Genomic DNA, 26,989 nt, shown 5'->3' on the forward strand with positions numbered 1-26,989 from the left:
TCTTTTATTTCATTTTCTTTGTTACTGCAATTCCATCGCCAACAGGTATAATCGTTGTTTTATATCCTTCTAAAGTTGAAAGCATTTGATTATACTCATCCAGCTTTCGAACGAGAGTACGCTGCCTTCTCGTTTTAAGTTCTGAACGATCTCGAGCAACAGTTCCTTTAAATAACACGTTATCTGAATAGATGATGCCATCTTCAGCTAACATTGGTTCATATAATGCAAAAAACTTTTTGTATTTTGCTTTTGTAGCATCTATAAATAATGCGTCAAATGGTCCATATTGTTTAACTTCTTCTGAAATAGAAAGAGCATCACCTAAAAAGGTATTAATTCGGTTTTCTAAACCTAATTCATGGATATGTTTGTTGGCTTGGTGATACCGTTCCTCATCAAGCTCAACCGTAACAATTTGGGTTTGGGGTAAATGTGTCGCCATTCTAATAGCTGAATAGCCAATCGCTGTTCCAATTTCAAAAATTCTCTTTGGTTGCTGCATGGATAAAAGTAAAAGTAAAACCTCAATACCAACCTTCTCCATTATTGGCACTTCATGTTGTTTCGCAAACTCTTCCATTTGCTTAACGTAGGGTGATGATTCCGGTATTAAATTTTCTACATACGTTATAACATCTTGATCTAACATGATTGCCCTCCTGTTCATGTATTGCAATCATAAACCTAAGTTTCTTTTTACTTACATTAATTACAAATGGTAAACACTAAAAAGAAGAGCCTCATACATAGAGAACTCTTGTTCAAAAATTATAAAAATCGTCGTCCAACTAACAACTCGATATATTTTACCACAACAAGAAAGGGAATGCGAATAGAATAACTGCGTTCCCTTTCTTTCTTCTATTTAATTGTTTGTAATATATTTACTTTTTGCTTTATTATGTTCTTCAAGTGTTTTTGTAAAGATAACTTCTCCCTCACCTGTTGCAAGGAAATATAAGAAATCTGTATCTTCAGGAGTTAGAGCTGCCACAAATGAAACTTCACCTGCATTAGCAATCGGTCCTGGTGGAAGTCCCTTATTTTGATACGTATTATATGGAGATTTCACTTCAAGATCTTCATATAATACTCGATCTTTGTGCTCCCCCAACGCATATAAAACGGTTGGATCTGTTTGTAAAGGCATGTTTACGTCGATCCGGTTATAAAACACACTTGAGATCTTTTCACGATCTGCTTTTTCTGTCGCTTCTTCTTCAATAAGTGAAGCCATTGTAACGAATTCATGGACACTCATTTTTTGTTCCTGAAGTGTTGGAATGTACTTTGCTACAACCTCACTTGTTTTTTTGACCATTGGTTCTATCACTTCTTCAATGGTTGGTTTTTCTTTGTAATATGGATAAGTTGCCGGAAACAAATAGCCCTCGAGAGCATATTTCACATTTTCTCCATAAATATCATCTGTTAAAAGATCAGGGTATTTTGCTTTCATCGAGTTAATGAATTCTTTATCTGTTAGTGTTGCAAGAATCTCTGTTTCCTCAAAATCAGTATAATTTGCAATAATTGACGCAATCTCGGTTAATTGTCGACCTTCCGGGATTGTAATCTGAAAGGCTGCTTCACTTAGCAATTTCCCTTCCTTAAGACTTGTAATAATATCCTTAAAAGTCATAGATTTGTTTAATTTATAATTTCCAGCTTGGAAGCCTGACTCATTTTTAAACTTAATATAATACTTAAATACCCGGTCATCCTTAATAATGTCATGCTCTTCCAGAATTCTTGAGATAGTTGATACAGATGAACCAATTGGTATCGTGACATCTATTGCTGTCTGATCATTAGGATCTACTGGTTCTAGAGAAGATTTTATATATAGATAACCGCCTCCGATTATTCCTGAAAAAGCAATAATAAGAATAATAAAAACGGTTAATACAATTCTTCTAACTACCTTTGCCTCACTTTGTTTTTGCATTAGGTTTTTACGGAATGTATCCTTTTTCGGATCTTCAGACATGTATATCCCCCTTTCACCCCATTATTATACTACAATGTTCTGGACGATTCGGCAATAAATTACATGATTTATGGAAATCCCACTTACTTTGCACCGGAAAGGAAAAAAGGTGCAAAGGAGATGATCTCCCTTGCACCTTTTCGTTCTTATTCTTCCTCTTCGTCAAGAAATGTGTTTAACATTTCTTCAATTAAATCCCACTCTTCATCTGTTTCAACCGGCTCTAATTCTCCATCTTCACCGTTTGCGTGTGGATTAAAGCTTGAAGCATGAATTTCAATTTCTTCATTATCATCTTCATCTGCTCCAACCGGGTAATAAAGTACATATGATTTTTTGAATTCTTCAGATTCAAAAGTGAATAATACTTCACATAATTGTTCATTTCCATTTTCATCGATAACTGTAATTTGTTTTTCTCCGTGATCCATGTTTTCACCTCAAGATTTTTTTGTAATTCTAGTTTAGACTATCTAAATAGCCCTGCAAGATCATCACTGCTGCCATCTTATCAATGACTTGCTTTCTTTTTTTTCGGCTAACATCAGCAGAAATCAGCATTTTCTCGGCTGCCATTGTGGTTAAGCGTTCGTCCCATAAAATTACAGGAAGATTAAACTTTTTTGTCAATATTTCAGAAAACCTTTGACTTGCTTCTGCTCTTGGGCCTATGGTTCCATTCATATTTTTGGGCATACCGAGTACAATTTTCTCTACACTGTGCTGTTCGATAATATCAGAAAGCCTTCCTAATTGATAGTCTCGGCTTTCCTCATTAATTTTAATCGTTTCAATTCCCTGAGCAGTCCAGCCCAGTTCATCACTCACTGCGACTCCAAGTGTTTTGGAGCCTAAATCTAATCCTAATATTCGCATATTATGCCTCTCGGTTTTTTTGTAAGTAAGACTTAACTAGCTCCTCAATTAATTCATCTCTCTCAAGCTTGCGAATTAAATTCCGGGCATCACGATGTCGTGGAATGTAGGCAGGATCACCAGAAAGTAAATATCCTACAATTTGGTTTATAGGATTATACCCTTTTTCCTGTAACGCATCGTATACAGTATAAAGAACTTCGTTTACATTCGTTTCGACCGTTTCATCAGAAAAGTTGAATTTCATTGTTTTATCAAATGAACTCACCGTTCGCACCTCTTTCTCAGATTCATAATGGGAATCTGCTTGTCCTATCTTACCTACATTTTACACTACTTTTCCTAATTATAAAACGGATTCAACCCATTCTTCGACATATTTAAGTGCTTCTGTCAACTTTTCAGGTTGTTTCGCACCTGCTTGAGCCATTTCAGGACGACCGCCACCTTTTCCTCCACAGCGTTCTGCCACTTCTTTTATTAACTTTCCAGCATGATAACCTTTATCGACTAGATCTTTTGTCACACCCGCAACAAGATTAACTTTTCCATCTTCACTAGCTCCGAGAACAACAATAGCTGATTGCAATTTATTTTTCAAGTCATCCATCATACCTCGAAGACTATTCATATCTTTTGCATTCACTTTTGCAGCCAATACAGTTACACCATTTATTGTGACAGCTTGATCAACAATATTACCTGCTTCTAAATTTCCAAGCTTTGTAGTCAAAGACTCATTTTCACGCTGTAAGGCACGGTAATCCTGTAAAAGGCCGGTTATTCTTGACACGATATCTCTAGGGTTGGATTTTAATAGTTCTGCAGCTTCTTGAAGTCTACCATATTGTTCATTTGTTAACTCATATGCCGCTTTGCCTGTAACAGCTTCAATTCGTCTTGTACCTGCTCCAATTCCTGTTTCTGTAATAATTTTAAAAATGCCAATTGAAGAGGTATTTTGTACGTGACAACCGCCACACAGTTCTAAGCTGTAGTTACCGACTTGGACAACACGAACGATATTGCCATACTTTTCTCCGAACAGGGCCATAGCACCCATCTCTTTTGCTTCTGCCAGCGACTTATAATCAATTTGAACGTCAATGCTTTTCCAAATTTGCTCATTTACAATTTGTTCGATTCGAACTAACTCTTCTTGTGTAACTTGACCGAAATGAGAAAAATCAAACCGTAAGCGATCTGACGTTACTAATGATCCCGCCTGATTTACATGTGTTCCTAACACATCTTTTAAAGCTTGATGTAACAAGTGTGTTGCCGTGTGGTTTTTAACTATACCACTTCTGTTTTGTTCTAAAACCCTTGCAGTTAGTTGATCACCTGTTTGAATTGTGCCACTTTCTACAATTACATTATGCAGGTTTTGACCATTTGGAGCTTTTTGAACATCTTTTACCTTTAGAACAGCTTTTTCACTTGAAAGAGTACCAATATCCGCAATTTGTCCACCACTTTCAGCGTAGAAAGGAGTTTGATCTAGAATTAATTGAACTTCTTCTCCTTCGTGAGCTTCTTGAATGACATCTCCATTTTTCACAATAACAATCGCTGTCGCATTCTCTACTAAAAATTGGTCATACCCTACGAATTTGCTCTCAAGCTTAATCTCGCCTAACATTCCACCTTGGACTTGCATTGAATCAACCTTCTGCATAGCAGCACGTGCACGATCACGTTGTGCGTCCATTTCTTTTTCGAAGCCTTCATGGTCAACTTTCATGCCTTCTTCTTCTGCATACTCTTCCGTTAATTCAACCGGGAATCCGTATGTATCATATAAACGGAAAACATCCTCACCTGGAATTACATCATTGCCGTTTCCTTTTTGAGTTTTGATCACTTCACTTAGAATTGTTAAGCCTTCATTTAATGTCTCATGGAAGCGTTCTTCTTCATTTTTAATCACTTTTTGAATGAAGTCTGTCTTTGCTTTAACCTCGGGATAAAAATCAACCATAACTTCAGCGACAACCGGAACCAGTTCAAACATGAATGGACGGTTGATATTAATTTGTTTAGCATACCGAACAGCTCTTCTTAATAAACGTCGCAGTACATATCCACGACCTTCGTTTGATGGAAGGGCGCCGTCACTAATAGCAAAACTTACTGTACGAACGTGATCGGCAATTACTTTAAAAGCAACATCTTTTTCTTGATCCTTACGGTACTGTTCGTCAGAGATTTGCTCAGTTGCTCTAATAATCGGGATGAAAAGATCCGTATCAAAATTTGTTGGGACATTTTGAATGACAGATACCATTCGTTCCAATCCCATTCCGGTATCAATATTTTTCTTTGGAAGCGGCGTATATGTTCCATCCGGATTATGATTAAATTGGGAAAACACAAGGTTCCATACTTCTAAATATCGGTCATTTTCTCCACCAGGATATAATTCAGGATCGCGTGGATCATTCCCATACTCTTCGCCACGATCATAGAAAATTTCTGTATTTGGTCCACTTGGTCCTTCCCCGATGTCCCAGAAGTTCCCTTCTAAACGAATAATGCGTTCTTCAGGAATGCCAATTTTATCTTTCCAAATATTAAATGCCTCATGATCTTCAGGGTGGATCGTAACAGAAAGTTTCTCAGGATCGAATCCAATCCATTTTGCATCTGTAAGAAATTCCCACGCCCATTCGATTGCTTCAACTTTAAAATAATCACCGATAGAAAAGTTTCCTAACATTTCAAAGAATGTATGATGCCTTGCTGTTTTACCAACATTTTCAATATCATTTGTTCTGATGGACTTTTGTGCATTACAAATCCTTGGATTTGCTGGAATGACACGTCCATCAAAGTATTTTTTTAATGTTGCTACACCGCTATTAATCCAAAGTAATGTCGGATCTTCATGAGGAACGAGTGATGCACTCGGTTCAACATCATGACCTTTTTCTTTAAAGAAATCCAAAAACATTTGACGAACTTCTGCAGATTGTAAATTTCTCATATGTATCCTCCATTTTTTATAATAAATAGTAAACAAAAAACCCTCATCACTGTGAAAAGAATTCTCTTAACACAGGGACGAGAGTTAACTCGCGGTACCACCCTGATTACGGACATACGCCCATCACCTTTATTAAAACCGTAACGTGGTTCAATACGGCAGGTTTTTCTGCACTTAGGATTAGCTTTCTGCTGCCCTGACTTTAGAATTTTTCTCAGCCATGAAAATTCCTCTCTTAAAAGCGGTATCAGCATACTTCATTCCATCATCGTTTTTCCTTATTCTACCCTAAAATTATAGACAAGCGTTTTCTAAATGTCAATGTTGTCTTCTTAAAAGAGCAAGATGAACAATCATAACCTTCAAAATCACAATAACAGGTACCGCTAACATTAACCCAATCACTCCTCCAATTTCCCCTCCTGCCAGCAATGCAAGCATAATAACAATGGGGTGCATATGAAGGCTCTTCCCTACAATTAATGGTCCCAATATATTTCCTTCTATAAATTGCAGGCTTGCAATAAGAACAATAACGATGATGACTGTTTTTGTCGACATTGTCGCAGCAATAATTAATGCAGGTACAGCACCGATGACAGGACCGAAATAAGGAATAATATTTGTGGTTCCAATTAAAAGTCCAAGAATCAAAGGATATTTAACATGGAAAAACCACAGAGCTAAAAAGGCTAATGATCCAATTATAAGACAGACAAACAATTGACCTCGAATATAATTTCCCAGAGAATGATCAATGTCTTTCAAAAACTGAATGGAATCACTTCTCCATTTGCGGGGAGTCAAATACCATGCAGCCTTTTTGATTTGCTCATAATCTTTTAACATATAAAAGACAAGAAACGGTATTATCGCAAGTAACAGCATATAATCAAAAATACCTTTTAAGCTATTAATAGCTTTTTCAATTGTAACAGCAAGCCATTCTTCTGTTTTACTAAACATTAGATCAATTCGGTCATGAATTCCTACCGGCCACGTATCGGTGTGATCATGAATGGAATCCATCCATTGATTATAAATCATGGTAAACTGTGGAAAGTTTTCAGATAAATCTCTAAGCTGAGTTATTAAGACAGGGACTCCCCTATATATGCCGTATCCTATTAACCCAAAAAACAGGAAATATATAATAAGAATGGAGATTGACCTGGGCAAGCCCTTACGATGAAGCTTTTCAACTACCGGATGAAGTAAATATGTTATAAACGCACTGATTAAAAATGGAATAATTACCGCTTTAAACATAATTAAAAAAGGAGCCCATACGGAGTAAAGTTTTAAAAATACATACACGGATAATAAGGCTAATAATAATATCGTTATTTGCAGCAGCCACTTAACATGCTTTTCTCTCATTTAACTCCTCCTTACTATATAGTTGTTTGGAGGTATTATCATTTTTATACATCTATTGCCAATATATAAGGAATAAGATTAGAAAAACTTGATTTATCGCCAAGTCCTTATGGCGGAAGCCTTGTAGTAAAATCTAAAAAGGAGCTGAACAGATCAGCTCCTTCTTTACTAAAACATTTTCATTACTCTTTTTCTCATTTTCTTCATCGAACGATTATTCGTCATGTTTGTATTTCGTGCATAATGATAAGCAACTGCACCAAGACCAAGAGATACTAATGATGTTAAAGTACGGTTCAAGATGATCTCCCCTTTACATGCTTATTGATCGTTCATCTTCTGAAAATAAATCATCAAGTGAGCTTAATGTTCCATCTTCTTCCACCTGATGCGTTAATATCTTTCCTTTTGATACAGATAGCTCAATATAGCAACCCCAGCAGTAATATTGATTTACACCTATCTTTCCAAGATCTTTACTTCTACAATTTGGACATGAAAACAATTGGGCACACCTCTTTTACATTAAATCAATGACGATCGCATCTTTGCTTATCAAAAATGGTTCACCAGATGCTTTAACCACTTTTTTACCTTCGGCGATGTCAGCAAAAAATCCGTCCGTCAATTCGTATGCCTCAATTGTGCCCAATTTTTCAGAAAAATATACGTCTTCTAACAACCCTAATTTGTTTCCCTCTTTTGTTAAGACTGCTTTATTTTCAAGGTCAAGATAGGTATTATACGTATAATGTTTCTTCATGTCCTGGATGGATAAAAGGGAATCGAGCTGTTCAACCATGACTCCATTTTCTCCAATCGAATAAATCGAATGAATTGGAATGAATTTATCACGATGAAACAATCCTTTTCCTTCCATCATAAGTCCAAAAATAAAACCTTTGGAAGATAAGCATAAATTTGTTACATGCCCTTGAATAGTTGCATCGTTGTTACAGTAAACCGGTAGCCCTTTGAGCTTTGAAAATGTCCGCAAAGTTATCTCCACCTTTCCGAACATTTTTAGATTACACCCAAGTCGAGGTCATCATACTGTGTAACGTTTTCCATTCAATACTTTACTTTGTATGTTATAAATAACCTACTATTAAATTGGAAATTCATACCATAAATAAATAATTGACCTAAGAAGACAATATATTTGTCTACTGGTGATACACTAGTAGCTCCCAAAACTTAATGTTAAACACTTACTTTTTACAAGGAGGAATTTATTATGGTTAAAGAAACAGAATTAGAAGTAATTAAAAAGAATATTAAATCGAAAGATGCGGATAAAGCAACAATTGAACGAGTTGCTTCCGCTAAAGTAGAAGCAGAAATCGGGGAAGAGCTTGCACCATTAAAAAGCCAGTTACAAACGATACAAAATGCCTTAAATCAATTAAGTTCAACCGGACAGCAAGCATCAATGTCATCAGTTGGCCAAAATCAACAACAATCTAATGAACTTTTAAGCCAGATGCAACAATTCAGCTCACAAGCTCAACAACAACAACAAAAAACGTTTCAACAATTACAACAATCAATTCACCAAGCTACCCAAATGTTAAGTAATGTCGAACAATCATTACAATCAGTGAATATGTTAAACCAGATTTCTCAACAAATTAACCAATCACAACAACAATTGCAATACCAACAACAACAAAGTCAACAACAGAACCAACAACAACAAAACCAATCAGGTTCAAACCTTTACCAGTAAGAAGCATTAATAAAATGTGTAGTTGATTTGTGTAGATCAACTACACATTTATAATACTTGTATAAATTAGTTTTAATATCCAAGAAAACATTTTTCAATTAATTAATTTAGCCTGAAAATTTTTCCTTATACCTTAGTTTACTTATAACTAAATATTAACTTATAAAATAAGTACATTAATCCATGAAGTCATACGGTGTAACGTTTTCCATGCCAATATTTGCATCACTAACGGGAAAAGGCAATTCCTTTTGAAGTTCATCCATTTCCGAATCTGAGTGCATACCGCTTAATTTTTGCCTTAAACTTGTCTGCCGGTCTGAACTGTCATTATTTGACACACCCCATTGAAGAGCTTCTAACTCACCACATATCACAAGCGATCGTTTACTTCTGGTTACTGCCGTATAAATTAAATTCCGCCTTAGCATCCGGTAATATCCTTTTACAATAGGTAACACAACAATTGGAAATTCGCTCCCCTGAGACTTATGTATAGAGCAGCAAAATGCATGTGTAAATTGGTTGAAATCTTGCTTGGTGTAGGTAACTTCATTTCCATCGAAGGAAATGACAATCATATCCTCTTTCTCTGTATTTTCTTTTGCATAAAAGATTGAAACAATTTCTCCAATATCACCATTAAATACATTGCTATCTGGTTGATTGACCAGTTGAAGAACTTTGTCTCCATTACGATAAACAACATCACCAAATTTCATTTCTCGTTTTCCTGAAGATTTAGGATTAAACAGTTCTTGAAGTAATTTATTCAATTGGTCAATACCTGCTGCGCCTCGGTACATAGGTGCTAATACTTGAATATCCTTTGCTGTATACCCCTTATTTATTGCACTTTTAATAATCTTTTCAATTACATCCTTCATTTGTGCTTGTGAACAGCGAATAAATGATCGATCTGAAGTTGGTTTGGCAATATTTTGCGGTAAATTTCCTGTTTTCATTTCATGGGCGAGCTCAATAATGGATGAGCCTTCAGCTTGACGATAGATATCTGTTAACTGTACAGTTGGAATCATTTTAGAAGACAATAAATCACGCAGGACTTGTCCAGGTCCTACCGATGGAAGCTGATCTTCGTCTCCAACCATGATGACTTGTATTTCTTTAGGCAGCGCTTTGAACAATTGGTTGGCAATCCATATGTCAACCATTGAAACCTCATCAACAATGAGCAGTTTTCCAGATATAGGATTATCTTCATCATGTTCAAAACCGTCTGCTCCATTCCATTTTAACAAGCGGTGAATCGTAACTGCAGGCATACCTGTTGCTTCACTCATTCGTTTAGCAGCCCGACCTGTTGGAGCAACAAGCAAGATTGGAAATGGTTCTTCTTTTTTATAGTCTTTTGGTTCAAGCGAACAGCCATGCAAATCAGAATACAATTCAACAATCCCTTTAATAACAGTTGTTTTTCCTGTTCCAGGTCCTCCAGTCAATAAAAGCATTGGTGACATTAATGCTTTTTGAATAGCATCCTTTTGAGAAGGTGCATATTGAACCTTCATTCTTTCTTCCAGTTTACCGAGAGATAATAAAAACTCAGACTCAGGAAACAATTCATCATATTCGGTTTGCTCCAGAACTTTTTTAACGTTCTTGACTAATCCTTGCTCAGCAAAATAAAGAGAGGGTAGATAAACCCGTTCTTCTTCTACAATCAGCTTGCCTTCTTCTCCTAATGCAATAATTTCTGTCGCAATGTCTGTCTCATGAATAATGGCTTGCTTCGTATGATCAAGTAATTCCTTTGCTTTTACTATTAGCTGCTCAAGTGTTATGTAAACATGGCCATCTTGTACACATAATTGTTCAATAATGTAATGACACGCTGCTTTTATTCTTTCAGAATCTTTTCCTGATATACCCAGCTGTTTACCGAGCTCATCGGCCCTTACAAAACCAATCCCCTCAATATCCTGCACAAGCTGATAAGGGTTATTTTGAACAATTGTTAATGTTTCATCTTTATATGTTTGATAAATCTTCATGGCTAATTGAGGTCCAAAGCCAAACTGATTTAATGCGATCATAATTTGTTCTAGCCCCTGATGAGAAACTAAAGCATCGACTAATTGTTTTGCTTTTTCTTTATTTACCTTGGGGATATCATCTAAAATCGAAGGGTTTTGCAGGATTTTGGAGATGGCAGATTCCCCTAATTTCTCAACGATCGCCTCTGCTGTTTTTTTGCCAATTCCCTTAAAAAGATCACTTGAAAGATATTGAATAATTCCTTCTTTCGTTTGAGGTATTTCTTTACGAAAATGCTCGGTTTGAAATTGCAGACCAAATTTAGGATGATTTGTTAGTGTGCCATAAAACGTATAAAGATCATCTTCATGCAGGAGTGGAAAGTAACCTGTAACCGTTATTTCTTTATCTTCAATGTTTTCACTTGTTTCATGAACTCTTACTTTTAAAACAGAATATAAATTTTGATCATTGTGAAAGATCACAACTTTAACAAGACCTTTCACATAACGTTCATTTTCACTAAATAAATCGGCACTCTCCTGCATTACCGGCTCTCCTCTCACAGATAGATCTTTTAATTAGATTGACCATTCATAATTTTTAATGCATGTCCTGCCAGCATATGGTTCGGCTGAATATCCAACGCTTTTTCCAGCATGTCAATCGCTTTATCTGTATTTTCCTTAAAAGCAAACGCAACACCAAGATTATAATATGCATCTGCATGATCCTCATCTAATTGTATCACAGCATCAAATTGCTTTACTGCATCATCAATAAGTTCCAGCTGTGCCAAGCATAATCCATATTGGAATCTGGCATCACTATCCTTTTTATTTAATTCAACTGAACGCTGAAAATATGGAAGAGCTAAACGGTTTTGACCAAGATTAAAGAGTGACATCCCAAGCATAAAATGCAGGTCACCTTCATCAAGCCCATTTTGTAATGCCTTTTCATACATTTTCTTAGCTTCATCAAAGTTTTCCAGATTAAAATATACATTACCTGCCCCATAATATGCTGTAGCTGCATTCGAATCTATTGCAATTGCCTTTTCATAAAATTTAAGTGCCTTATCTAATTCATTGACTGCTGATAAAAGATTACCAAAATTTATATAGCTTATCGGATTATTTGGATTAGCTTCAATTGCTTCTGAAAAAATAGTTGCTGCTTCTTCAAAGTTTCCTTTTTGCATCGCTTCTATTCCACGTTGATTTGTGTCCATCTTTATACCTGCCTTTATATTCATTACTCGTTCTTTTACGAGGAAAAGGGGTTGACTCTTTATGTGCCAACCCCTTTCATCTTATCAAAAAAAATGTCCCTAATGGAAGAACAAACGATAAAATCATTTTATCCTACATACCAAAGCTTTTCGTTATTTTTAAATACGTGATCAATCGTCCCGCCGCCTAAACAAACATCACCATCATAAAACACTACGGCTTGACCAGGAGTTACTGCTCTAATAGGTTCTTTGAAGGTCACTTTAGCAGTTGTCTCATCTATCATCGTAACGGTCACCTCATTATCTTGCTGACGATAACGGAATTTTGCCGTACATGATAATTCTGTTACAGGTTGCTCTGAAACCCAACTTACATTTGTTGCCGTGATGGAATCAGAATACAATAAATCATTATGAAATCCTTGATCAACATAAAGAATATTCTTTTCTAAATCTTTTCCAACAGCAAACCAAGGGTCTCCGCTTCCACCAATACCCAAACCATGTCTTTGACCGATCGTATAGTACATTAATCCATCATGTTTTCCTTTTACTTCACCATCAAGAGTTTGCATGACTCCAGGCTGTGCCGGTAGATATCCACTTAGGAACTCTTTAAAGTTTCTTTCACCAATAAAACAGATTCCTGTGCTATCCTTTTTAGTTGCTGTGGCAAGATTCGCTTTTTTAGCCATTTCCCGAACTAAAGGTTTTTCAATATCTCCAAGTGGAAACATTACCTTTGAAAGTTGTTCTTGACCTAGTTGATTTAAGAAATAAGTTTGATCTTTGTTTTCATCGACACCACGTAGCATTTTATATTCTCCGTCTCGGTATTCAACACGTGCGTAATGTCCTGTTGCTAAATAATCAGCACCTAAAGACATAGCATGCTCTAAAAATGCTTTAAATTTTATTTCTTTATTACACATAACATCAGGGTTTGGTGTTCTCCCCGCCTTATATTCATCTAGAAAATAAGTGAAAACCTTATCCCAATATTGCTTTTCAAAATTTACTGCATAGTATGGAATGCCAATTTGGTTACATACTTCAATGACGTCATTATAATCTTCTGTTGCTGTACATACACCATTTTCGTCCGTGTCATCCCAGTTTTTCATAAAAATACCAATTACATCATATCCTTGCTCTTTTAAACGAAGAGCAGCAACAGATGAATCAACGCCACCAGACATGCCGACAACAACTCTTATATCTTTTGGGTCTTTATTCATCCCATTTCACCTCCGTGTCTTTCTAAGCTGTTATTCGCTTAATCACTTTTACAATCTCTTGTGCAGCATATTGAATATCATCCATGCTTGTCCCAAGTCCAAAACTAAAGCGTATGGAAGACAAGATACGATCTGATTCTTTTCCAAACATCGCCACCAGCACATGGGAAGGGTCAACAGATCCCGCTGTACACGCGGATCCACTTGAAGCTGCAATACCTGCTAAATCTAAATTTACTAAAAGTGATTCTATATGTGTTTTAGGAAAATATATATTGAGAACATGTGGAAGACCATTTAAAGAGCCATTTAGGTGAAATGAAATGTTGTTGTTTTCAAAAATCCTCATCATTTCTTTTTTAAATCCAATATATTGCTCTTTTTTTTGCTCCCTCTCTTCGATTGATAGCTTTGCTGCATGGCTAAATCCGCTAATTCCAGCTACATTTTCGGTACCTGCTCTGCGTTTTAGTTCTTGTTCTCCGCCATATAAAGCAGGCTGAAGCTTAATACCGGCTTTTGCATATAAAAAACCGACACCCTTCGGTCCATTAATTTTATGTGCAGAAACCGTTAATAAATCAACTCCAAGCTCCTGTACATCAATAGATTCCATTCCGTATGCTTGAACAGCATCTGTATGGAAAAAAGCAGGGTAATCTTTTAAATATTCACCGATCTCACGAATTGGCTGAATGGTACCAACTTCGTTATTTCCGAACATTACAGAGACAAGTACCGTTTGATTTGTTACATGCTTTTTAACATCATTTAATGATATAAGTCCCTGTTCATCAACAGGTAAATAAGTTACCTCATAACCTTGTTTTTCCAAATACTTACACGCATGTAATACAGCATGATGCTCAACCTGTGTTGTAATAATATGTTTTCCAATTTGGTTATTCGCCAAAACTGTTCCAATAATAGCTAAGTTGTCTGCTTCTGTCCCACCGCTAGTAAAAATAATCTCACCAGGTTTGGCTCCAATTGTGTTCGCTAAACTTCTTCTTGACTCATCAAGAGTTCGACGTGCTTCTCGGCCAAAAGAATGAATACTTGAGGGATTTCCGAAGTTTTCAATCATTTTATTCATCATTTTTTCAGCAACATCCGGGTGAAGTGGCGAAGTTGCTGCATGGTCTAAATAAATTCTTCTCACTCTGAATACCCTCCTTTCTACTTTATTTGTTATATTTTTTAAATATAGAACATGTAAGGTTCCTGGTCTCCATCTCCGTTGTAATTAGCAAGATCTTCTAATGTCGTATTGTCTAAAACATCCTTTACCGCATCACGAATTCTGATCCATAGTTGTCTTTTCGCAGGCTCTTCGTCATCCAACACTTCAACAGGACTTAGAGGTCCCTCTAAAACACGAATGATATCACCAGATGTGATATTTGCAGGTTCATCACCTAAAATATAACCGCCATATGCTCCTCTAATGCTTTTCACCAAGCGTGCGTTTCGCAAAGGTGCAATTAACTGTTCTAAGTAGTGTTCTGACAAATCATGAGCCTGAGCTATACTCTTTAAAGAGGTAGGACCTTCACCATGTTTTCTGGCGAGCTCAATCATAATTGTTAGTCCGTAACGGCCTTTTGTAGATATTTTCATTGTTTTCCCCCTTACGCCAGGAATTAATATAGGTAAGTAACCTTTTAAAATATATAAACTGTTTCAATATTATAAATCTTTTCTATCATCAGCATGATCTACTATCTGATAAAAGATTCAGGAATTTTAAAAATAAGTATTTCAAAAGAGATGAACCATCTCTTTTCAGAACGAAACCCTTTTTCCAATGTATTTCTAGTCTATATACTTTTGAACACTAGCCATTATAGCATAAACTTATCGTATTAAGCACTTAAACCACCTATGCTGCTTCAACACATCATATTGTATAAACACAAATACTACTTTCTTTGATTTCTAAACTGCTCTAACTTTTCATAAATGGCAGCAAGTCTTTTTTCATCACCAGCTTCCAATGGCTGATAATATTTTGTTCCAATTAAATTCTCTGGAAGGTAGTCTTGGTTAACCCATCCTCCAAATGTTCCAATCGGAAAGTCATGAGGATATTTATACCCAACATGTCCTAACACTTTTGCACCGGCGTAATGACCGTCTCGAAGGTGCATTGGAATGTTTCCTACTTTTCCAGACCGAACATCTTGAATTGCCAAGTCTAAAGCCTTATAAGCTGAATTGGACTTTGAAGAAAGGCACATTTCCACAACGGCCACAGATAACGGAATACGCGCTTCCGGGAGCCCTAAACGCTCACTTGCAGTGACAGCGGCTAAAACATTATTACCTACAGCAGTGTTTGCTAAGCCGATATCTTCATATGCGATCACTACTAACCTTCGATTGACTGCAACAAGGTCACCTGTTTCTAATAAATGGGCGAGATAATATAATGCCGCATCTACATCACTGCCTCTAATACTCTTTTGTAAGCTTGAAAGAAGATTATAAAAATGGGTTCCTTTCTTATCGCCATATACTCCAACATTTTCTACCATATCATTTACTATTTTATCATCGACAATAAATGTCTCATTTACCTTTGATGATGAATAAACAATTGATTCCAATAAAGTTAAGGATTTTCGAGCGTCTCCATTGGACCCAAAAGCAATCATTTTCACTTGTTCCTCTGAAATATCAATCTTAACCATACCCAACCCTTTTCTTTCATCCTGCAGGGCACGTTGAAGAAGTACCTCGATATCTTCAACAGTTAATCTTGTTAACTGTTTTATCTGTCCACATCGACTTCTAATTGCTGGATTGACATCATGAAACGGGTTTTCTGTTGTTGCTCCAATTAAGATGATGTCTCCCCGTTCAACATGTGGCAACAAGTAATCTTGCTGGGCTTTGTTAAAACGATGAATTTCATCTAAAAACAAAATGACTTTTCCTGTAATTCTCGTTTCATCAACGACTGCTTCTACATCTTTCTTTCCAGCAGTTGTTGCATTCAGTGCAATAAAGGGGATATTTGTCGTGCCTGCTATGGCAAAAGCGATTGATGTTTTTCCAATACCCGGCTCACCGTACAGAAGCATAGAAGGGACATATCCATTTTTTATCATCTTATAAAGGCTTGTTTCTTCCCCTATCACCTCTTTTTGCCCAACAATCTCATCAATTGTTGAAGGCCTCATTCGGAAAGCAAGTGGTTCTCCGTTCACATTAATACCTCCTGTTCATTTCTAACTTACATTATAAACCGAGTAACGAAACATTGTAATTGAAGGTGCTTGGAAGACATCTAGAATAAACATAGATAATTCGGAAAGGATAAAAAATGACTAACTTGATTGTAATGTGATAAAGGGGAATCCAGGGAGGTTGTCGTGAAAACTAGACATGATGCGTGGACTTTAGAAAATGAACAACTTCTAGCAGAAACGGTTCTATCATATGTTCAAAACGGCCGTACTCAGTCGGCTGCTTTTAAGGATGTTGGAAATCGATTGAATCGTACAGCAGCAGCGTGTGGATACAGGTGGAATGCGGAACTCCGCAAAAATTACACAAAAGAGCTGGAACAAGCCAAGATGAAAAGAAATCTTAACAAAAAGCAAGCCCAAAATAGGCAACAGGTTTTACAACATGGTGAAATAATACAGCTAACAATAGACGAATGCATCCATTATTTATCTCAAGTTCGAAGCAAAGAGAACCACATTCACTTTCTTGATGAAAATATACGATTAATTGAAGAAAATAAAAAGTTGTATGAGAAAAAACAAACCCTTATAAAAAAGTATGAGCAACTTACTAACCAAAAACAAAAGATAGATCATAAGTATAAGGCTTTATTTCGTCTTATTAACGAGGTCCAATTAATAGAGGAGGAAAAGCAACTCTATCATTAATGCTTTTCCTCTCCCCAAAAAACCACTTTACTTTTCATCCTTCACACGAGTAATCTTAATATCCTTCAGTAGCTCTGTAATGACATATCCACCCATAATTAACCCTGCAACAGATGGAACAAATGCATTTGATGAAGGTGGCATTTTTGCTTTTCTTATTGGCGCCGCATCATTTCCAACTTCTTTCCGTACTTCTTCACGAATTACAATCGGACTTTCATCTGAAAATACGACTTTTATGCCTTTATGAATTCCTTCTTTACGTAAGCGAGTTCGAATGACCTTTGCAATCGGATCTGTATGTGTTTTGGAAATATCAGCGACCTGAAATCTCGTTGGGTCCATTTTATTCGCTGCACCCATACTGGAGATAATCGGAATGTTTCTTTTTATACATTCTTTCATTAAATGAATCTTATATGAAATTGTATCAGATGCATCCACTACATAATCAAGATTATGATCAAAGAATTGTTCATACGTTTCTTCTGTGTAGAACATCTTTAAAGAAATGACTTCACAATCAGGATTAATGTCTTTAATACGATCAGCCATCAAGTCTACTTTCGGCTGACCTACTGTTGATACCAGTGCATGAATTTGACGATTTACATTTGTAATATCTACATCATCTTTATCTACTAGTACTAAGCGGCCTACACCTGATCTTGCTAATGCTTCTGCCGAGAAGGAGCCTACTCCTCCAATTCCCAATACAGCGACAGTGCTGTTTTTTAAAATATTTAACCCTTCTTTACCTATTGCCAATTCATTACGCGAAAATTGATGTAGCAACTAACTCACTCCAATTGATAACCTAAAATTTCTAATCATGTCATAATGACAGTATTTTTACCTGAAAAAGAATATACCATACATCACTCAAAAAGTAAGCCCTTATTATTAGAAAAACTTGGCTTGTCGCCAAGTCCTAATGGCGAAAGCCTTCTTTTTTCTTATACTATCATCCATAAAATTAATATACTTTCTGATAGTATAAAAAAAGGGACACCTCATTTCACAGTTAGTGAAAGAGGTGCCCCCTATTTTTCTTCTATGTAGCAGTCCCGATTGTGCCGTCGCCATTTCCCTCGTTTTGATCCCGCACTCAGCAGGTGGGTGCTTTGTTCCAGAGGTTTGTAAGTCCTCATGCGAGTGAGAGGCATTTACTCTGTCCGGAAACTTCAAGCTCCCGTATAAAAAATGTTAGGTCAAAACTAGGTGTACAACGAACACATCAGGACTTTCTTATATATACTTTAAAAAAATAATAGCATAAGAAAAATTTCATTTCAAGTTCTTGACTTAGTCACGAAGCTCAAGATTTAATTCTTCTAATTGCGCTTCACTAACTGCACTTGGTGCACTTGTTAATAAGTCACTTGCACTAGCTGTTTTAGGGAAAGCAATTGTGTCTCGTAGATTTGAACGACCAGCTAAAAGCATAACAAGTCTATCCAATCCAAGAGCAATACCTCCATGTGGTGGTGTTCCATATTCAAATGCTTCTAATAGGAAACCGAATTGCTCTCTAGCCTCTTCTTCAGAGAAACCTAACAGCTTAAACATTTTTTCCTGAATATCTTTTTCAAAAATACGGATAGATCCTCCACCTAATTCATATCCATTTAGGACAATATCATAAGCTTGTGCTTTCATATTTGAAGGATCTGTATCAAACAATTCAATGTCTTCGCGTGCAGGCATTGTAAATGGATGATGTGCTGCATAAAAGCGTTTTGTTGCTTCATCATACTCAAGTAACGGCCAATCAACTACCCACAGGAAGTTAAATTTGCTTTCGTCAATTAAGTTTAGATCCTTACCAAGCTTTGAACGAAGTGCTCCTAAAGCATCTGCAACAACTGATTTTTCATCTGCAACGAAGACAAGAAGATCACCAACAGTTGCCTCTAATGTTTGTAACAGCCCTTTTTGCTCTTCTTCAGTGAAGAACTTGATAATTGGACCTTTTAGACCGTCCACTTCAACCTTAAGCCATGCCAAACCTTTGGCACCGTAAGGAGCAACAAATTCCGCTAGTGCATCCATATCTTTTCTAGAGTATTTATCAGCTGCACCTTTAACGTTTATCGATTTAACTTGACCGCCATTTGCGATTACAGTATTAAATACTTTTAAACCACTATCCTTAACGATTTCGCCAACATCCACAAGCTCTAGACCGAAGCGTGTATCTGGCTTATCAGATCCATATCGTCCCATAGCTTCATCATAAGTCATTCTAGGTAATGGTAATTCAATCTCGATACTTTTTGTTTCCTTCATGATTATTGACATCATTTGTTCTGTCATAGACATAATATCATCTTGACTCATAAATGAAGTTTCAATGTCAATTTGGGTAAATTCCGGTTGACGATCAGCACGCAAGTCTTCATCACGGAAACAACGGGCAATCTGATAATATTTATCAAAACCAGAAACCATTAATAACTGTTTAAAGATTTGAGGTGATTGAGGTAAAGCATAAAATTCTCCCTCATGCACACGACTTGGTACTAAATAATCACGAGCACCTTCTGGCGTGCTTTTTGTTAATATCGGTGTCTCAATATCTAAAAAGCCATTTTCATCCAAGAAATTTCTCATAGATCTTGTTACTTGATGACGCAATTCAAGCGTAGTTTGTAAACCTGGTCTTCTTAAATCTAAGTAACGGTATTTTAAACGAACATCCTCTGACACTTCATCAGATTTATCTTCAATTAAGAATGGCGGGTTTTTAGCAGCATTGATAATTGTCACTTTCTCTACAATAACCTCAATTGTACCTGTTGAAACATTTGGATTGATTGTTTCTTCATCACGCTTAACAACTTTACCAGTTATATCCAACACATATTCACTACGAACTTTTTCTGCAATTGCTAATGCTTCAGCAGAAATTTCCGGGTTAAAAACTACCTGTACAACACCTGTACGGTCACGCAGGTCAATAAAAATAACTCCGCCTAAATCTCGTCTTTTTGCTACCCAGCCTTTTAAAATGACTTCTTCACCAATTGCTGACTCTGGAACTTCGCCACAGTAATACGTACGGCCAAACATGAAACCCTCTCCTTTTATTACATTGTTTTTTGTTTTAAATATGAGATCACTTGATCAAGTGCAATTTCTTCTTGTGTGCCAGTTTCCATATTTTTAATGGCTATCACATTGTTTGTTAATTCGTCATCTCCTAAAACTGCAACAAATTTAGCTTGATGACGATCTGCAGCTTTAAATTGAGCTTTCATCTTTTTATCTTCGTAGTCCTTCTCAGCAACAAGACCAGCATTTCTCATATCATTCAATAATGATACGGCACGATCTTTTGCTTGGTCTCCCATTGTTACGATATAACAATCTACGCCAGCTGAAATTGGTAATTCAATACCTTCCGCTTCAAGTGCTGCTAATAAACGCTCAATACTTAGCGCAAATCCGATACCAGGAGTTTCCGGGCCACCGATTTCCTGTGCTAAGCCATTGTATCGTCCGCCACCGCAAAGTGTCGTAATGGCTCCGAATCCTTCTGCATTGCTCATAATTTCAAAAGCAGTATGATTATAATAATCCAATCCTCTAACAAGTCCCGCATCAACTTCAAACTCAATCCCATTAGCAGTTAAATACTGCTGAACCTTGTTAAAGTAAAGAGTAGAATCTTCATTAAGGAATTCAAGAATAGATGGAGCAGTTCCCATCAAATCATGATCTCGATCCTTTTTACAATCCAAGATTCTTAATGGGTTTAGTTGTAATCTTTTTTGACAATCAGAACAAAATTCCCCAATCCTTGGTTCAAAATGAGCAATTAGTGCTTTACGATGAGCCTTACGACTTTCGCTATCACCTAAGCTATTGATAACCAGCTTTAAGCTTTTCAAACCAAGTGTTTGATATAAATTCATTGCTAGAGAAATCACTTCTGCATCAATGGCTGGATCATTACTCCCAAGTGCCTCAATACCAAACTGGACAAATTGGCGGTAACGACCTGTTTGGGGACGTTCATAACGGAACATTGGTCCGATATAATACAATTTTGTTGGCTGTGAAGCATTTGCATATAGTTTTTTCTCTACAAAAGCTCGAACAGTTGAAGCTGTTCCCTCTGGACGTAGGGTAATACTTCTTCCTTTCCGATCTTGAAATGTATACATTTCCTTTTGGACGATATCGGTACTTTCCCCAACACCACGAGCAAAAAGCTCTGTATGTTCAAAAACTGGTGTACGAATCTCCTTATATTGATATCTCCTACATAAATCACGTGCAGTATTTTCAACAAACTGCCACTTTTCAACCTCTCCAGGTAAAATATCCTGAGTACCTCTAGGAATCTGGAATGACATAATTTACCTCCTTTAAAAAATACAACAAAAAAACTCCCGTCCTACAAAATGTAGGGACGAGAGTTATACCCGTGGTTCCACCCTAGTTGAAATAAATCATCTATTTCCACTCGATCAGTTAACGCCTGTCACGTTCTACTCCTACTGGACTTACTGTTTTTCAGAGAGAAACCTAAGGAGTGTTTTTCAATAAGTCATCATGTGGAAATGCTTTCAGCCTAAGACATTTCCTCTCTTTTCATGTGTTATCTTATTTACTGTTCTCCCTCATTGGTTCACAAAATTATATATGTTGTATTTAGCTAATACTTTCGAATTTTATCTTATCATACGTATCTTTGTAGTATATTGTCAAGACCGATTTAAATGTTTTTTTAAATTTTTCACTTCTCTTAAGGAAATTCCAAATTCAGATGCAAGTTCAAAAGACGAGTCATTTTGCTCTTTTGTCATAAAATCATGAAAGTTTACCCCGAAAACATCCCGTCTGGAGTGCATTAATTCCCCTTTGTCATTATTTCTCATTGATCATTCCACCTCATCTCGTCATAGTCATTATTATCTTTTCCTATTTTGGAAAAATTTATTTCAAATTTCTAAAGGAATGTCGATATAAGTAGAGAAATGTTTTATTTAACTAATTTTTATAAAAAGGAGGTTTATCGTGAATCGCAAAATGATAACCATATCAATATGTTTCACATTAGTGATACTATCCTTTTTCACTGAAACTTCACCTTCAACCGCAAAGGCTGCTGATCAAGTCACAATTAATGTTGATGGGCTGAATGTGCGAAACGGAGCAGGACTAACATACTCCGTCATTGCCAAAGTAAAAAAAGGACAAACATATGATGTGGTAGAAAAGAAAAATGATTGGATTAAGATTAAATTATCAGCAAGATCTTCTGGATGGGTAGCAAATTGGTTAGTCATCCAGAAAAAAACAGTAACAAGTTCTTCTACACCTGCTGTTACAAATTCGAAGGGTTCCATCGTTGAATCCAATGCAACAGGACTTAGGTTTCGCTCAGGACCTGGAACTTCTTTCGGAGTGATTGGTGTATTTGAAAAAGGGAAAACAGCTTCCTATTTGGAGAAAAGCGGGGAATGGATCAAGATTTCCTATTCAGGTAAAACAGGCTGGGTATCTTCAAGCTATGTAAAGGTCAAAAATACTTCATCAACACAAGGATCGACAGGCACATCGTCCGGAAAAAACGGTACAGTGACCGCATCATCCTTAAATGTTCGTAAAACGGCCTCTACTTCCGGCAGTATTGTTGGAAGTCTTAAGAAAAATGCCACTGTTTCAATAATAAAAGAATCAGGGAAATGGGTTCAAATCCAAACAAAAAATATATCTGGCTGGGTACATAGTGATTATTTAAAGATAAACTCGTCCAATTCGGGTTCAAAAGAAAACACATCTTCCTCATCAAACCAAAGTTCTGCCGCAAAAGGCAGCGGAAAAGTGACAGCCACATCATTAAATGTAAGAAATAGCGGCTCACTTAGTGGAAGTGTTGTTGGTTCCATAACAAAAGGAACAAAGGTAAATATTCTTGAAGAGAAAAATGACTGGTATAAGATTGGTTACGGCTCAAATAAGGTTGGTTGGGTTGCTGGCTGGTACATTGCTAAAGATTCTACACAAAACACAAATACTAATACTAATACAAGTAATAGCAGTCAACAGGTAAAAATTATTTATAACGGTACAAATATACGCTCAGGAACATCTACTTCTCATTCAATCATTAAACGTGCAAATATTGGTGAGAGTTACGGCATTATTGAAAAAGCAGGAGATTGGTATAAGATCAATCTTGGTGGTAATAAAGCTGGTTTTATTGCCGGTTGGGTAGTCGAAACAACAGGTGTCAGCTCACCGGTTACGAAGCCTGGGGTGTCACAATACATCAAAAACAAGACAATTGTCATTGACCCCGGACATGGAGGACGTGACAGTGGTGCTGTTGGAGTATCTGGTACCTTAGAGAAGAATTTAACACTTTCTACAGCAAAATTAGTCTATGATAAGCTGAAATCTGCTGGAGCTAATGTTTTTATGACAAGATCAAATGATACTTATATTAGCTTAAATTCTCGTGTGAGTACATCACATTATCGAAATGCAAAAGCATTTATTAGCATTCATTTTGACAGCACATCAGATCGAAGTGTTTCAGGTACAACAACGTATTATTATCATTCGTTAAAAGATGGTTCTCTAGCAAAGTCTATAAATAATGAACTTGTTAAACAAACCAAACTGAGAGACAGAGGTCAAAAATTCGGGAATTTTCATGTCCTTCGAGAAAACAAAGCTCCTGCCGTATTGCTTGAGCTGGGCTTCTTAAGTAATCGGACAGAAGAATTAACCGTAGCAACTTCAAGCTATCAAGAACGCGCTTCACAAGGAATTTTTAATGGGTTAGCACAGTATTTCAAGTAATTAGAAAAACTCGGCTTATCGCCAAGCCATATTGGCGAAAGCCTTAGTTTTCCTAATACTATCATCAATAAAATCTTAAAACTCTTGAAATATAAAAAAGGTTATCCTTCATTCAAATGCAGAAGAAGGATAACCTTTTTATTTACTTTCTATAATCAATGTTACTGGACCTACGTTTGTAAATTGAACATCCATCATAGCTCCGAAAACCCCTGTTTCAACCTGCAAGCCTTTTTCTCTTAAGATACGATTAAAAGACTCATAAAGCTCATTTGCTACGTCAGGTTTTGCTGCATTCATATAGTTAGGTCTTCTACCCTTTCGGCAATCTCCATATAGGGTAAACTGAGAAACAGATAAAACCTGTCCACCCACATCAAGAATAGAGTGATTCATTTTGCCTGTTTCATCTTCAAAAATCCTTAGATGAGCAATTTTTTCAGCTAAGTATTCAGCATCTGCTTCTGTGTCATCATGTGTAATCCCCACAAGCACCATAACACCTTTATCAATTTTCCCAACTACTTTTTCATCAACAGTAACCTTCGCTTGAACTGCACGTTGTACAACTACCTTCACAATAAAACCTACCTTACCTTAGTTCATTACTCTTCTAACAGAGTATATATCAGAAATCTGTTTAATTCTTTCTACTACTTTTTGTAAGTGATTAATATTTGAAATAGAAATAGCCATATTAATCGTTGCAACTTTGTTACGGTCTGATTTACCTGCAACAGACGAAATATTAGTTTTTGTCTCATTTACTGCTTGTAATACTTCATTTAACAGGCCTCGACGATCATAGCCCAAAATTTCAATTTCAACATTATATTCTTTTCGACTTGATGAAGGCTGATTTTCCCATTCAACATCAATTAAACGTTCTTTTGCATCGTCAGTGTGAACATTTGTACAATCAGAACGGTGAACAGATACTCCTCTACCCTTCGTTATAAACCCGACTATGTCATCACCTGGAACTGGATTACAGCATTTTGAGAGACGAATTAATAAATTATCAATTCCCTTAACTTGTACACCTGCATCACGCTTTTTGGAAGTTGTAGAGGCAGGGATTTGTTTCGTCTCATTCATAACCTCTTGTATATTTTTTTCCTGTTCTTCCTGATCACGTTTTTTACGCCATTTTTCTGTTAAACGATTCGCAACCTGTAGTGCCGTTACACCATTATATCCAACAGCTGCATACATATCCTCTTCATTAGAAAAGTTGAACTTCTCAGCTACTCGTTGTAAATTATCAGCCGTCATGATTTCTTTGACATTGAAATCTAAATTTTTTATTTCAGTTTCAACCATTTCTTTCCCTTTTTCAACGTTTTCTTCACGACGTTGCTTTTTGAAGAATTGGCGAATTTTGTTTTTCGCTTGAGAAGTTTGAGCAAGTTTCAACCAATCTTGACTAGGTCCATATGAGTGTTTGGATGTTAAAATCTCAATAATATCGCCTGTTTTCAGCTTATAGTCAAGGGTGACCATTTTACCATTAATTTTCGCTCCAATGGTTTTATTACCAATTTCCGAATGAATTCGGTAAGCAAAATCAATCGGAACAGATCCAGACGGCAACTCAATTACATCGCCTTTTGGTGTGAAGATAAATACCATATCTGAAAATAAGTCAATTTTTAGAGATTCCATGAATTCTTCTGCATTTGTTACATCATTTTGAAATTCTAAAATTTCTCTAAACCAGGATAGCTTTTTTTCTAATGTTGTTTTTTCATCAACATCTTTTCCCTCTTTATAAGCCCAATGGGCTGCGATCCCGTACTCAGCGATTTGATGCATTTCAAACGTGCGAATTTGCACCTCAAGAGGATCTCCCTTAGGTCCAATCACGGTTGTATGAAGAGACTGATACATATTCGGCTTCGGCATGGCTATATAATCTTTAAAACGACCAGGCATCGGCTTCCAACAAGTATGAATAATACCTAATACGGCATAACAATCTTTAATGCTATTGACAACAATTCTAACCGCCAGTAGATCATAGATTTCATTAAATTGTTTATTTTGAAGAACCATTTTCCGATAAATGCTGTATATATGCTTTGGTCTTCCTGAGAATTCAGCTTCTATGTTGACTTCATCAACCCGTTCTCGAACTTCGTCAATGACTTGATCCAAGTATTCCAATCGTTCCTGACGCTTTTTCTTCATTAAATTCACAATTCGATAATATTGCTGAGGATTTAAATACCTTAATGATGTATCTTCTAACTCCCATTTAATTTTCGAAATCCCTAAACGATGAGCAAGCGGTGCAAAAATTTCTAATGTTTCATTTGAAATACGTCGCTGTTTCTCCTGTGGAAGATGTTTAAGAGTTCTCATATTGTGCAGACGGTCTGCAAGCTTTATAAGAATTACACGAATATCCTGAGCCATCGCTACAAACATTTTCCTATGGTTTTCAGCCTGTTGCTCTTCTTTTGATTTATATTTTATTTTCCCCAGCTTTGTTACACCATCAACGAGCATTGCCACTTCATTATTGAACTCTGCTCGTAAGTCATCTAGCGTAACATCTGTATCCTCCACAACATCATGAAGGAAACCACCTGCTATTGTAGCGGGATCCATCTCTAAATCTACCAAAATGCCTGCAACTTGAATAGGGTGTATAATATATGGTTCACCAGACTTACGGAATTGTTCCCGGTGCGCTTCTTCAGCAAAATCATAAGCACGCTGTATAAAATCAGTATCTTCGGCTGATAAATAGCGCTGTGCCTTTTGAATTACTTGCTCGGAGGATAATACTTGTTCATTAGCCATGAAATCACCTTTTTATATTGAAA

General features: G+C 36.5%; 25 protein-coding genes, 1 other RNA gene and 1 other annotated feature. Of the genes, 3 read left to right on the forward strand and 23 right to left on the reverse strand.

Annotated elements, in window-relative coordinates:
- Positions 1–4: 4 nt before the first annotated feature.
- The 10 genes from BK577_RS07930 to BK577_RS07975 all read right to left on the reverse strand — a co-directional run bounded on the left by BK577_RS07930 (position 5) and on the right by BK577_RS07975 (position 8,232).
- The gene (locus BK577_RS07930; protein WP_139367283.1) at positions 5–652 is read right to left on the reverse strand and encodes an O-methyltransferase; all 648 of its coding nucleotides are present in this window, start codon (positions 650–652) and stop codon (positions 5–7) included.
- A 216-nt stretch (positions 653–868) separates the two neighbouring features.
- Positions 869–1,951 (reverse strand): endolytic transglycosylase MltG, encoded by a 1,083-nt coding sequence (mltG, locus tag BK577_RS07935; protein ID WP_180321214.1) that lies wholly within the window; start codon positions 1,949–1,951, stop codon positions 869–871.
- 188 nt (positions 1,952–2,139) lie between these two features.
- Positions 2,140–2,424 carry a DUF1292 domain-containing protein gene (locus BK577_RS07940; RefSeq protein ID WP_026558657.1) on the reverse strand — a complete coding sequence of 95 codons (285 nt, stop codon included), beginning with the start codon at positions 2,422–2,424 and terminating at the stop codon, positions 2,140–2,142.
- Between the two features lie 28 nt (positions 2,425–2,452).
- Positions 2,453–2,869 carry a Holliday junction resolvase RuvX gene (gene ruvX, locus BK577_RS07945; RefSeq protein ID WP_026558656.1) on the reverse strand — a complete coding sequence of 139 codons (417 nt, stop codon included), beginning with the start codon at positions 2,867–2,869 and terminating at the stop codon, positions 2,453–2,455.
- A gap of 1 nt (position 2,870) precedes the next feature.
- Positions 2,871–3,137, reverse strand: coding sequence for an IreB family regulatory phosphoprotein (locus BK577_RS07950; RefSeq protein ID WP_026558655.1), 267 nt, complete (start codon positions 3,135–3,137; stop codon positions 2,871–2,873).
- Between the two features lie 78 nt (positions 3,138–3,215).
- Positions 3,216–5,855 carry an alanine--tRNA ligase gene (gene alaS, locus BK577_RS07955; protein WP_078432420.1) on the reverse strand — a complete coding sequence of 880 codons (2,640 nt, stop codon included), beginning with the start codon at positions 5,853–5,855 and terminating at the stop codon, positions 3,216–3,218.
- Between the two features lie 318 nt (positions 5,856–6,173).
- Positions 6,174–7,235, reverse strand: coding sequence for an AI-2E family transporter (locus tag BK577_RS07960; RefSeq protein WP_078432421.1), 1,062 nt, complete (start codon positions 7,233–7,235; stop codon positions 6,174–6,176).
- A 168-nt stretch (positions 7,236–7,403) separates the two neighbouring features.
- A complete protein-coding gene (locus tag BK577_RS07965) occupies positions 7,404–7,535 on the reverse strand; it encodes a YrzQ family protein (RefSeq protein ID WP_078432422.1) in 132 nt (43 codons plus the stop codon).
- A 13-nt stretch (positions 7,536–7,548) separates the two neighbouring features.
- Entirely contained in the window at positions 7,549–7,740 is a 192-nt protein-coding gene (locus tag BK577_RS07970; protein ID WP_078432423.1) for a hypothetical protein, read from the reverse strand.
- Between the two features lie 15 nt (positions 7,741–7,755).
- A complete protein-coding gene (locus tag BK577_RS07975; protein WP_078432424.1) occupies positions 7,756–8,232 on the reverse strand; it encodes a PRC-barrel domain-containing protein in 477 nt (158 codons plus the stop codon).
- A gap of 240 nt (positions 8,233–8,472) precedes the next feature.
- On the opposite strand from BK577_RS07975, the gene BK577_RS07980 reads away from it, so the two are divergent.
- Positions 8,473–8,964 carry a hypothetical protein gene (locus BK577_RS07980; RefSeq protein WP_078432425.1) on the forward strand — a complete coding sequence of 164 codons (492 nt, stop codon included), beginning with the start codon at positions 8,473–8,475 and terminating at the stop codon, positions 8,962–8,964.
- Between the two features lie 176 nt (positions 8,965–9,140).
- Here BK577_RS07980 and recD2 read toward each other — a convergent pair whose 3' ends face one another.
- From recD2 to BK577_RS08010, 6 genes are all read right to left on the reverse strand, one after another.
- Positions 9,141–11,510, reverse strand: coding sequence for an SF1B family DNA helicase RecD2 (recD2, locus tag BK577_RS07985; RefSeq protein ID WP_078432426.1), 2,370 nt, complete (start codon positions 11,508–11,510; stop codon positions 9,141–9,143).
- A 29-nt stretch (positions 11,511–11,539) separates the two neighbouring features.
- Positions 11,540–12,196 carry a tetratricopeptide repeat protein gene (locus tag BK577_RS07990; protein ID WP_078432427.1) on the reverse strand — a complete coding sequence of 219 codons (657 nt, stop codon included), beginning with the start codon at positions 12,194–12,196 and terminating at the stop codon, positions 11,540–11,542.
- A gap of 128 nt (positions 12,197–12,324) precedes the next feature.
- Entirely contained in the window at positions 12,325–13,437 is a 1,113-nt protein-coding gene (gene mnmA, locus BK577_RS07995) for a tRNA 2-thiouridine(34) synthase MnmA (RefSeq protein ID WP_078432428.1), read from the reverse strand.
- A 22-nt stretch (positions 13,438–13,459) separates the two neighbouring features.
- A complete protein-coding gene (locus tag BK577_RS08000) occupies positions 13,460–14,599 on the reverse strand; it encodes a cysteine desulfurase family protein (protein WP_078432429.1) in 1,140 nt (379 codons plus the stop codon).
- A 38-nt stretch (positions 14,600–14,637) separates the two neighbouring features.
- Entirely contained in the window at positions 14,638–15,057 is a 420-nt protein-coding gene (gene cymR, locus BK577_RS08005) for a cysteine metabolism transcriptional regulator CymR (protein WP_026558646.1), read from the reverse strand.
- A gap of 302 nt (positions 15,058–15,359) precedes the next feature.
- A complete protein-coding gene (locus BK577_RS08010; RefSeq protein ID WP_078432430.1) occupies positions 15,360–16,649 on the reverse strand; it encodes a replication-associated recombination protein A in 1,290 nt (429 codons plus the stop codon).
- 165 nt (positions 16,650–16,814) lie between these two features.
- Here BK577_RS08010 and BK577_RS08015 point away from each other — a divergent pair, with 165 nt between their 5' ends.
- Positions 16,815–17,339 carry an RsfA family transcriptional regulator gene (locus BK577_RS08015; RefSeq protein WP_078432431.1) on the forward strand — a complete coding sequence of 175 codons (525 nt, stop codon included), beginning with the start codon at positions 16,815–16,817 and terminating at the stop codon, positions 17,337–17,339.
- Positions 17,340–17,366: 27 nt separating this feature from the next.
- Here the strand turns inward: BK577_RS08015 and BK577_RS08020 are convergent, their stop codons facing one another.
- From BK577_RS08020 to BK577_RS25935, 5 genes are all read right to left on the reverse strand, one after another.
- Positions 17,367–18,134 (reverse strand): tRNA threonylcarbamoyladenosine dehydratase, encoded by a 768-nt coding sequence (locus tag BK577_RS08020; RefSeq protein ID WP_078432432.1) that lies wholly within the window; start codon positions 18,132–18,134, stop codon positions 17,367–17,369.
- A gap of 265 nt (positions 18,135–18,399) precedes the next feature.
- Positions 18,400–18,586: non-coding RNA, 6S RNA (ssrS, locus tag BK577_RS08025), on the reverse strand.
- A gap of 58 nt (positions 18,587–18,644) precedes the next feature.
- Entirely contained in the window at positions 18,645–20,411 is a 1,767-nt protein-coding gene (aspS, locus tag BK577_RS08030) for an aspartate--tRNA ligase (protein WP_078432433.1), read from the reverse strand.
- Between the two features lie 17 nt (positions 20,412–20,428).
- Complete coding sequence (gene hisS / locus BK577_RS08035; protein ID WP_078432434.1) at positions 20,429–21,700, reverse strand: histidine--tRNA ligase; 1,272 nt, start codon at positions 21,698–21,700, stop codon at positions 20,429–20,431.
- A gap of 49 nt (positions 21,701–21,749) precedes the next feature.
- Positions 21,750–21,980: a binding site (T-box leader), on the reverse strand.
- Positions 21,981–22,051: 71 nt separating this feature from the next.
- The gene (locus tag BK577_RS25935; RefSeq protein ID WP_026558640.1) at positions 22,052–22,225 is read right to left on the reverse strand and encodes a hypothetical protein; all 174 of its coding nucleotides are present in this window, start codon (positions 22,223–22,225) and stop codon (positions 22,052–22,054) included.
- Positions 22,226–22,364: 139 nt separating this feature from the next.
- Here BK577_RS25935 and BK577_RS08040 point away from each other — a divergent pair, with 139 nt between their 5' ends.
- Positions 22,365–24,158, forward strand: a complete 1,794-nt coding sequence (locus BK577_RS08040; protein WP_078432435.1) for an N-acetylmuramoyl-L-alanine amidase family protein — start codon at positions 22,365–22,367, stop codon at positions 24,156–24,158.
- Between the two features lie 138 nt (positions 24,159–24,296).
- Here BK577_RS08040 and dtd read toward each other — a convergent pair whose 3' ends face one another.
- Both dtd and BK577_RS08050 read right to left on the reverse strand, forming a co-directional pair.
- A complete protein-coding gene (gene dtd / locus BK577_RS08045) occupies positions 24,297–24,737 on the reverse strand; it encodes a D-aminoacyl-tRNA deacylase (protein ID WP_078432436.1) in 441 nt (146 codons plus the stop codon).
- An 18-nt stretch (positions 24,738–24,755) separates the two neighbouring features.
- Positions 24,756–26,966 (reverse strand): RelA/SpoT family protein, encoded by a 2,211-nt coding sequence (locus BK577_RS08050; protein WP_078432437.1) that lies wholly within the window; start codon positions 26,964–26,966, stop codon positions 24,756–24,758.
- Positions 26,967–26,989 lie beyond the last annotated feature (23 nt).

The sequence above is a fragment of the Metabacillus halosaccharovorans genome, assembly GCF_002019635.1.
Classification (GTDB): domain Bacteria; phylum Bacillota; class Bacilli; order Bacillales; family Bacillaceae; genus Metabacillus; species Metabacillus halosaccharovorans.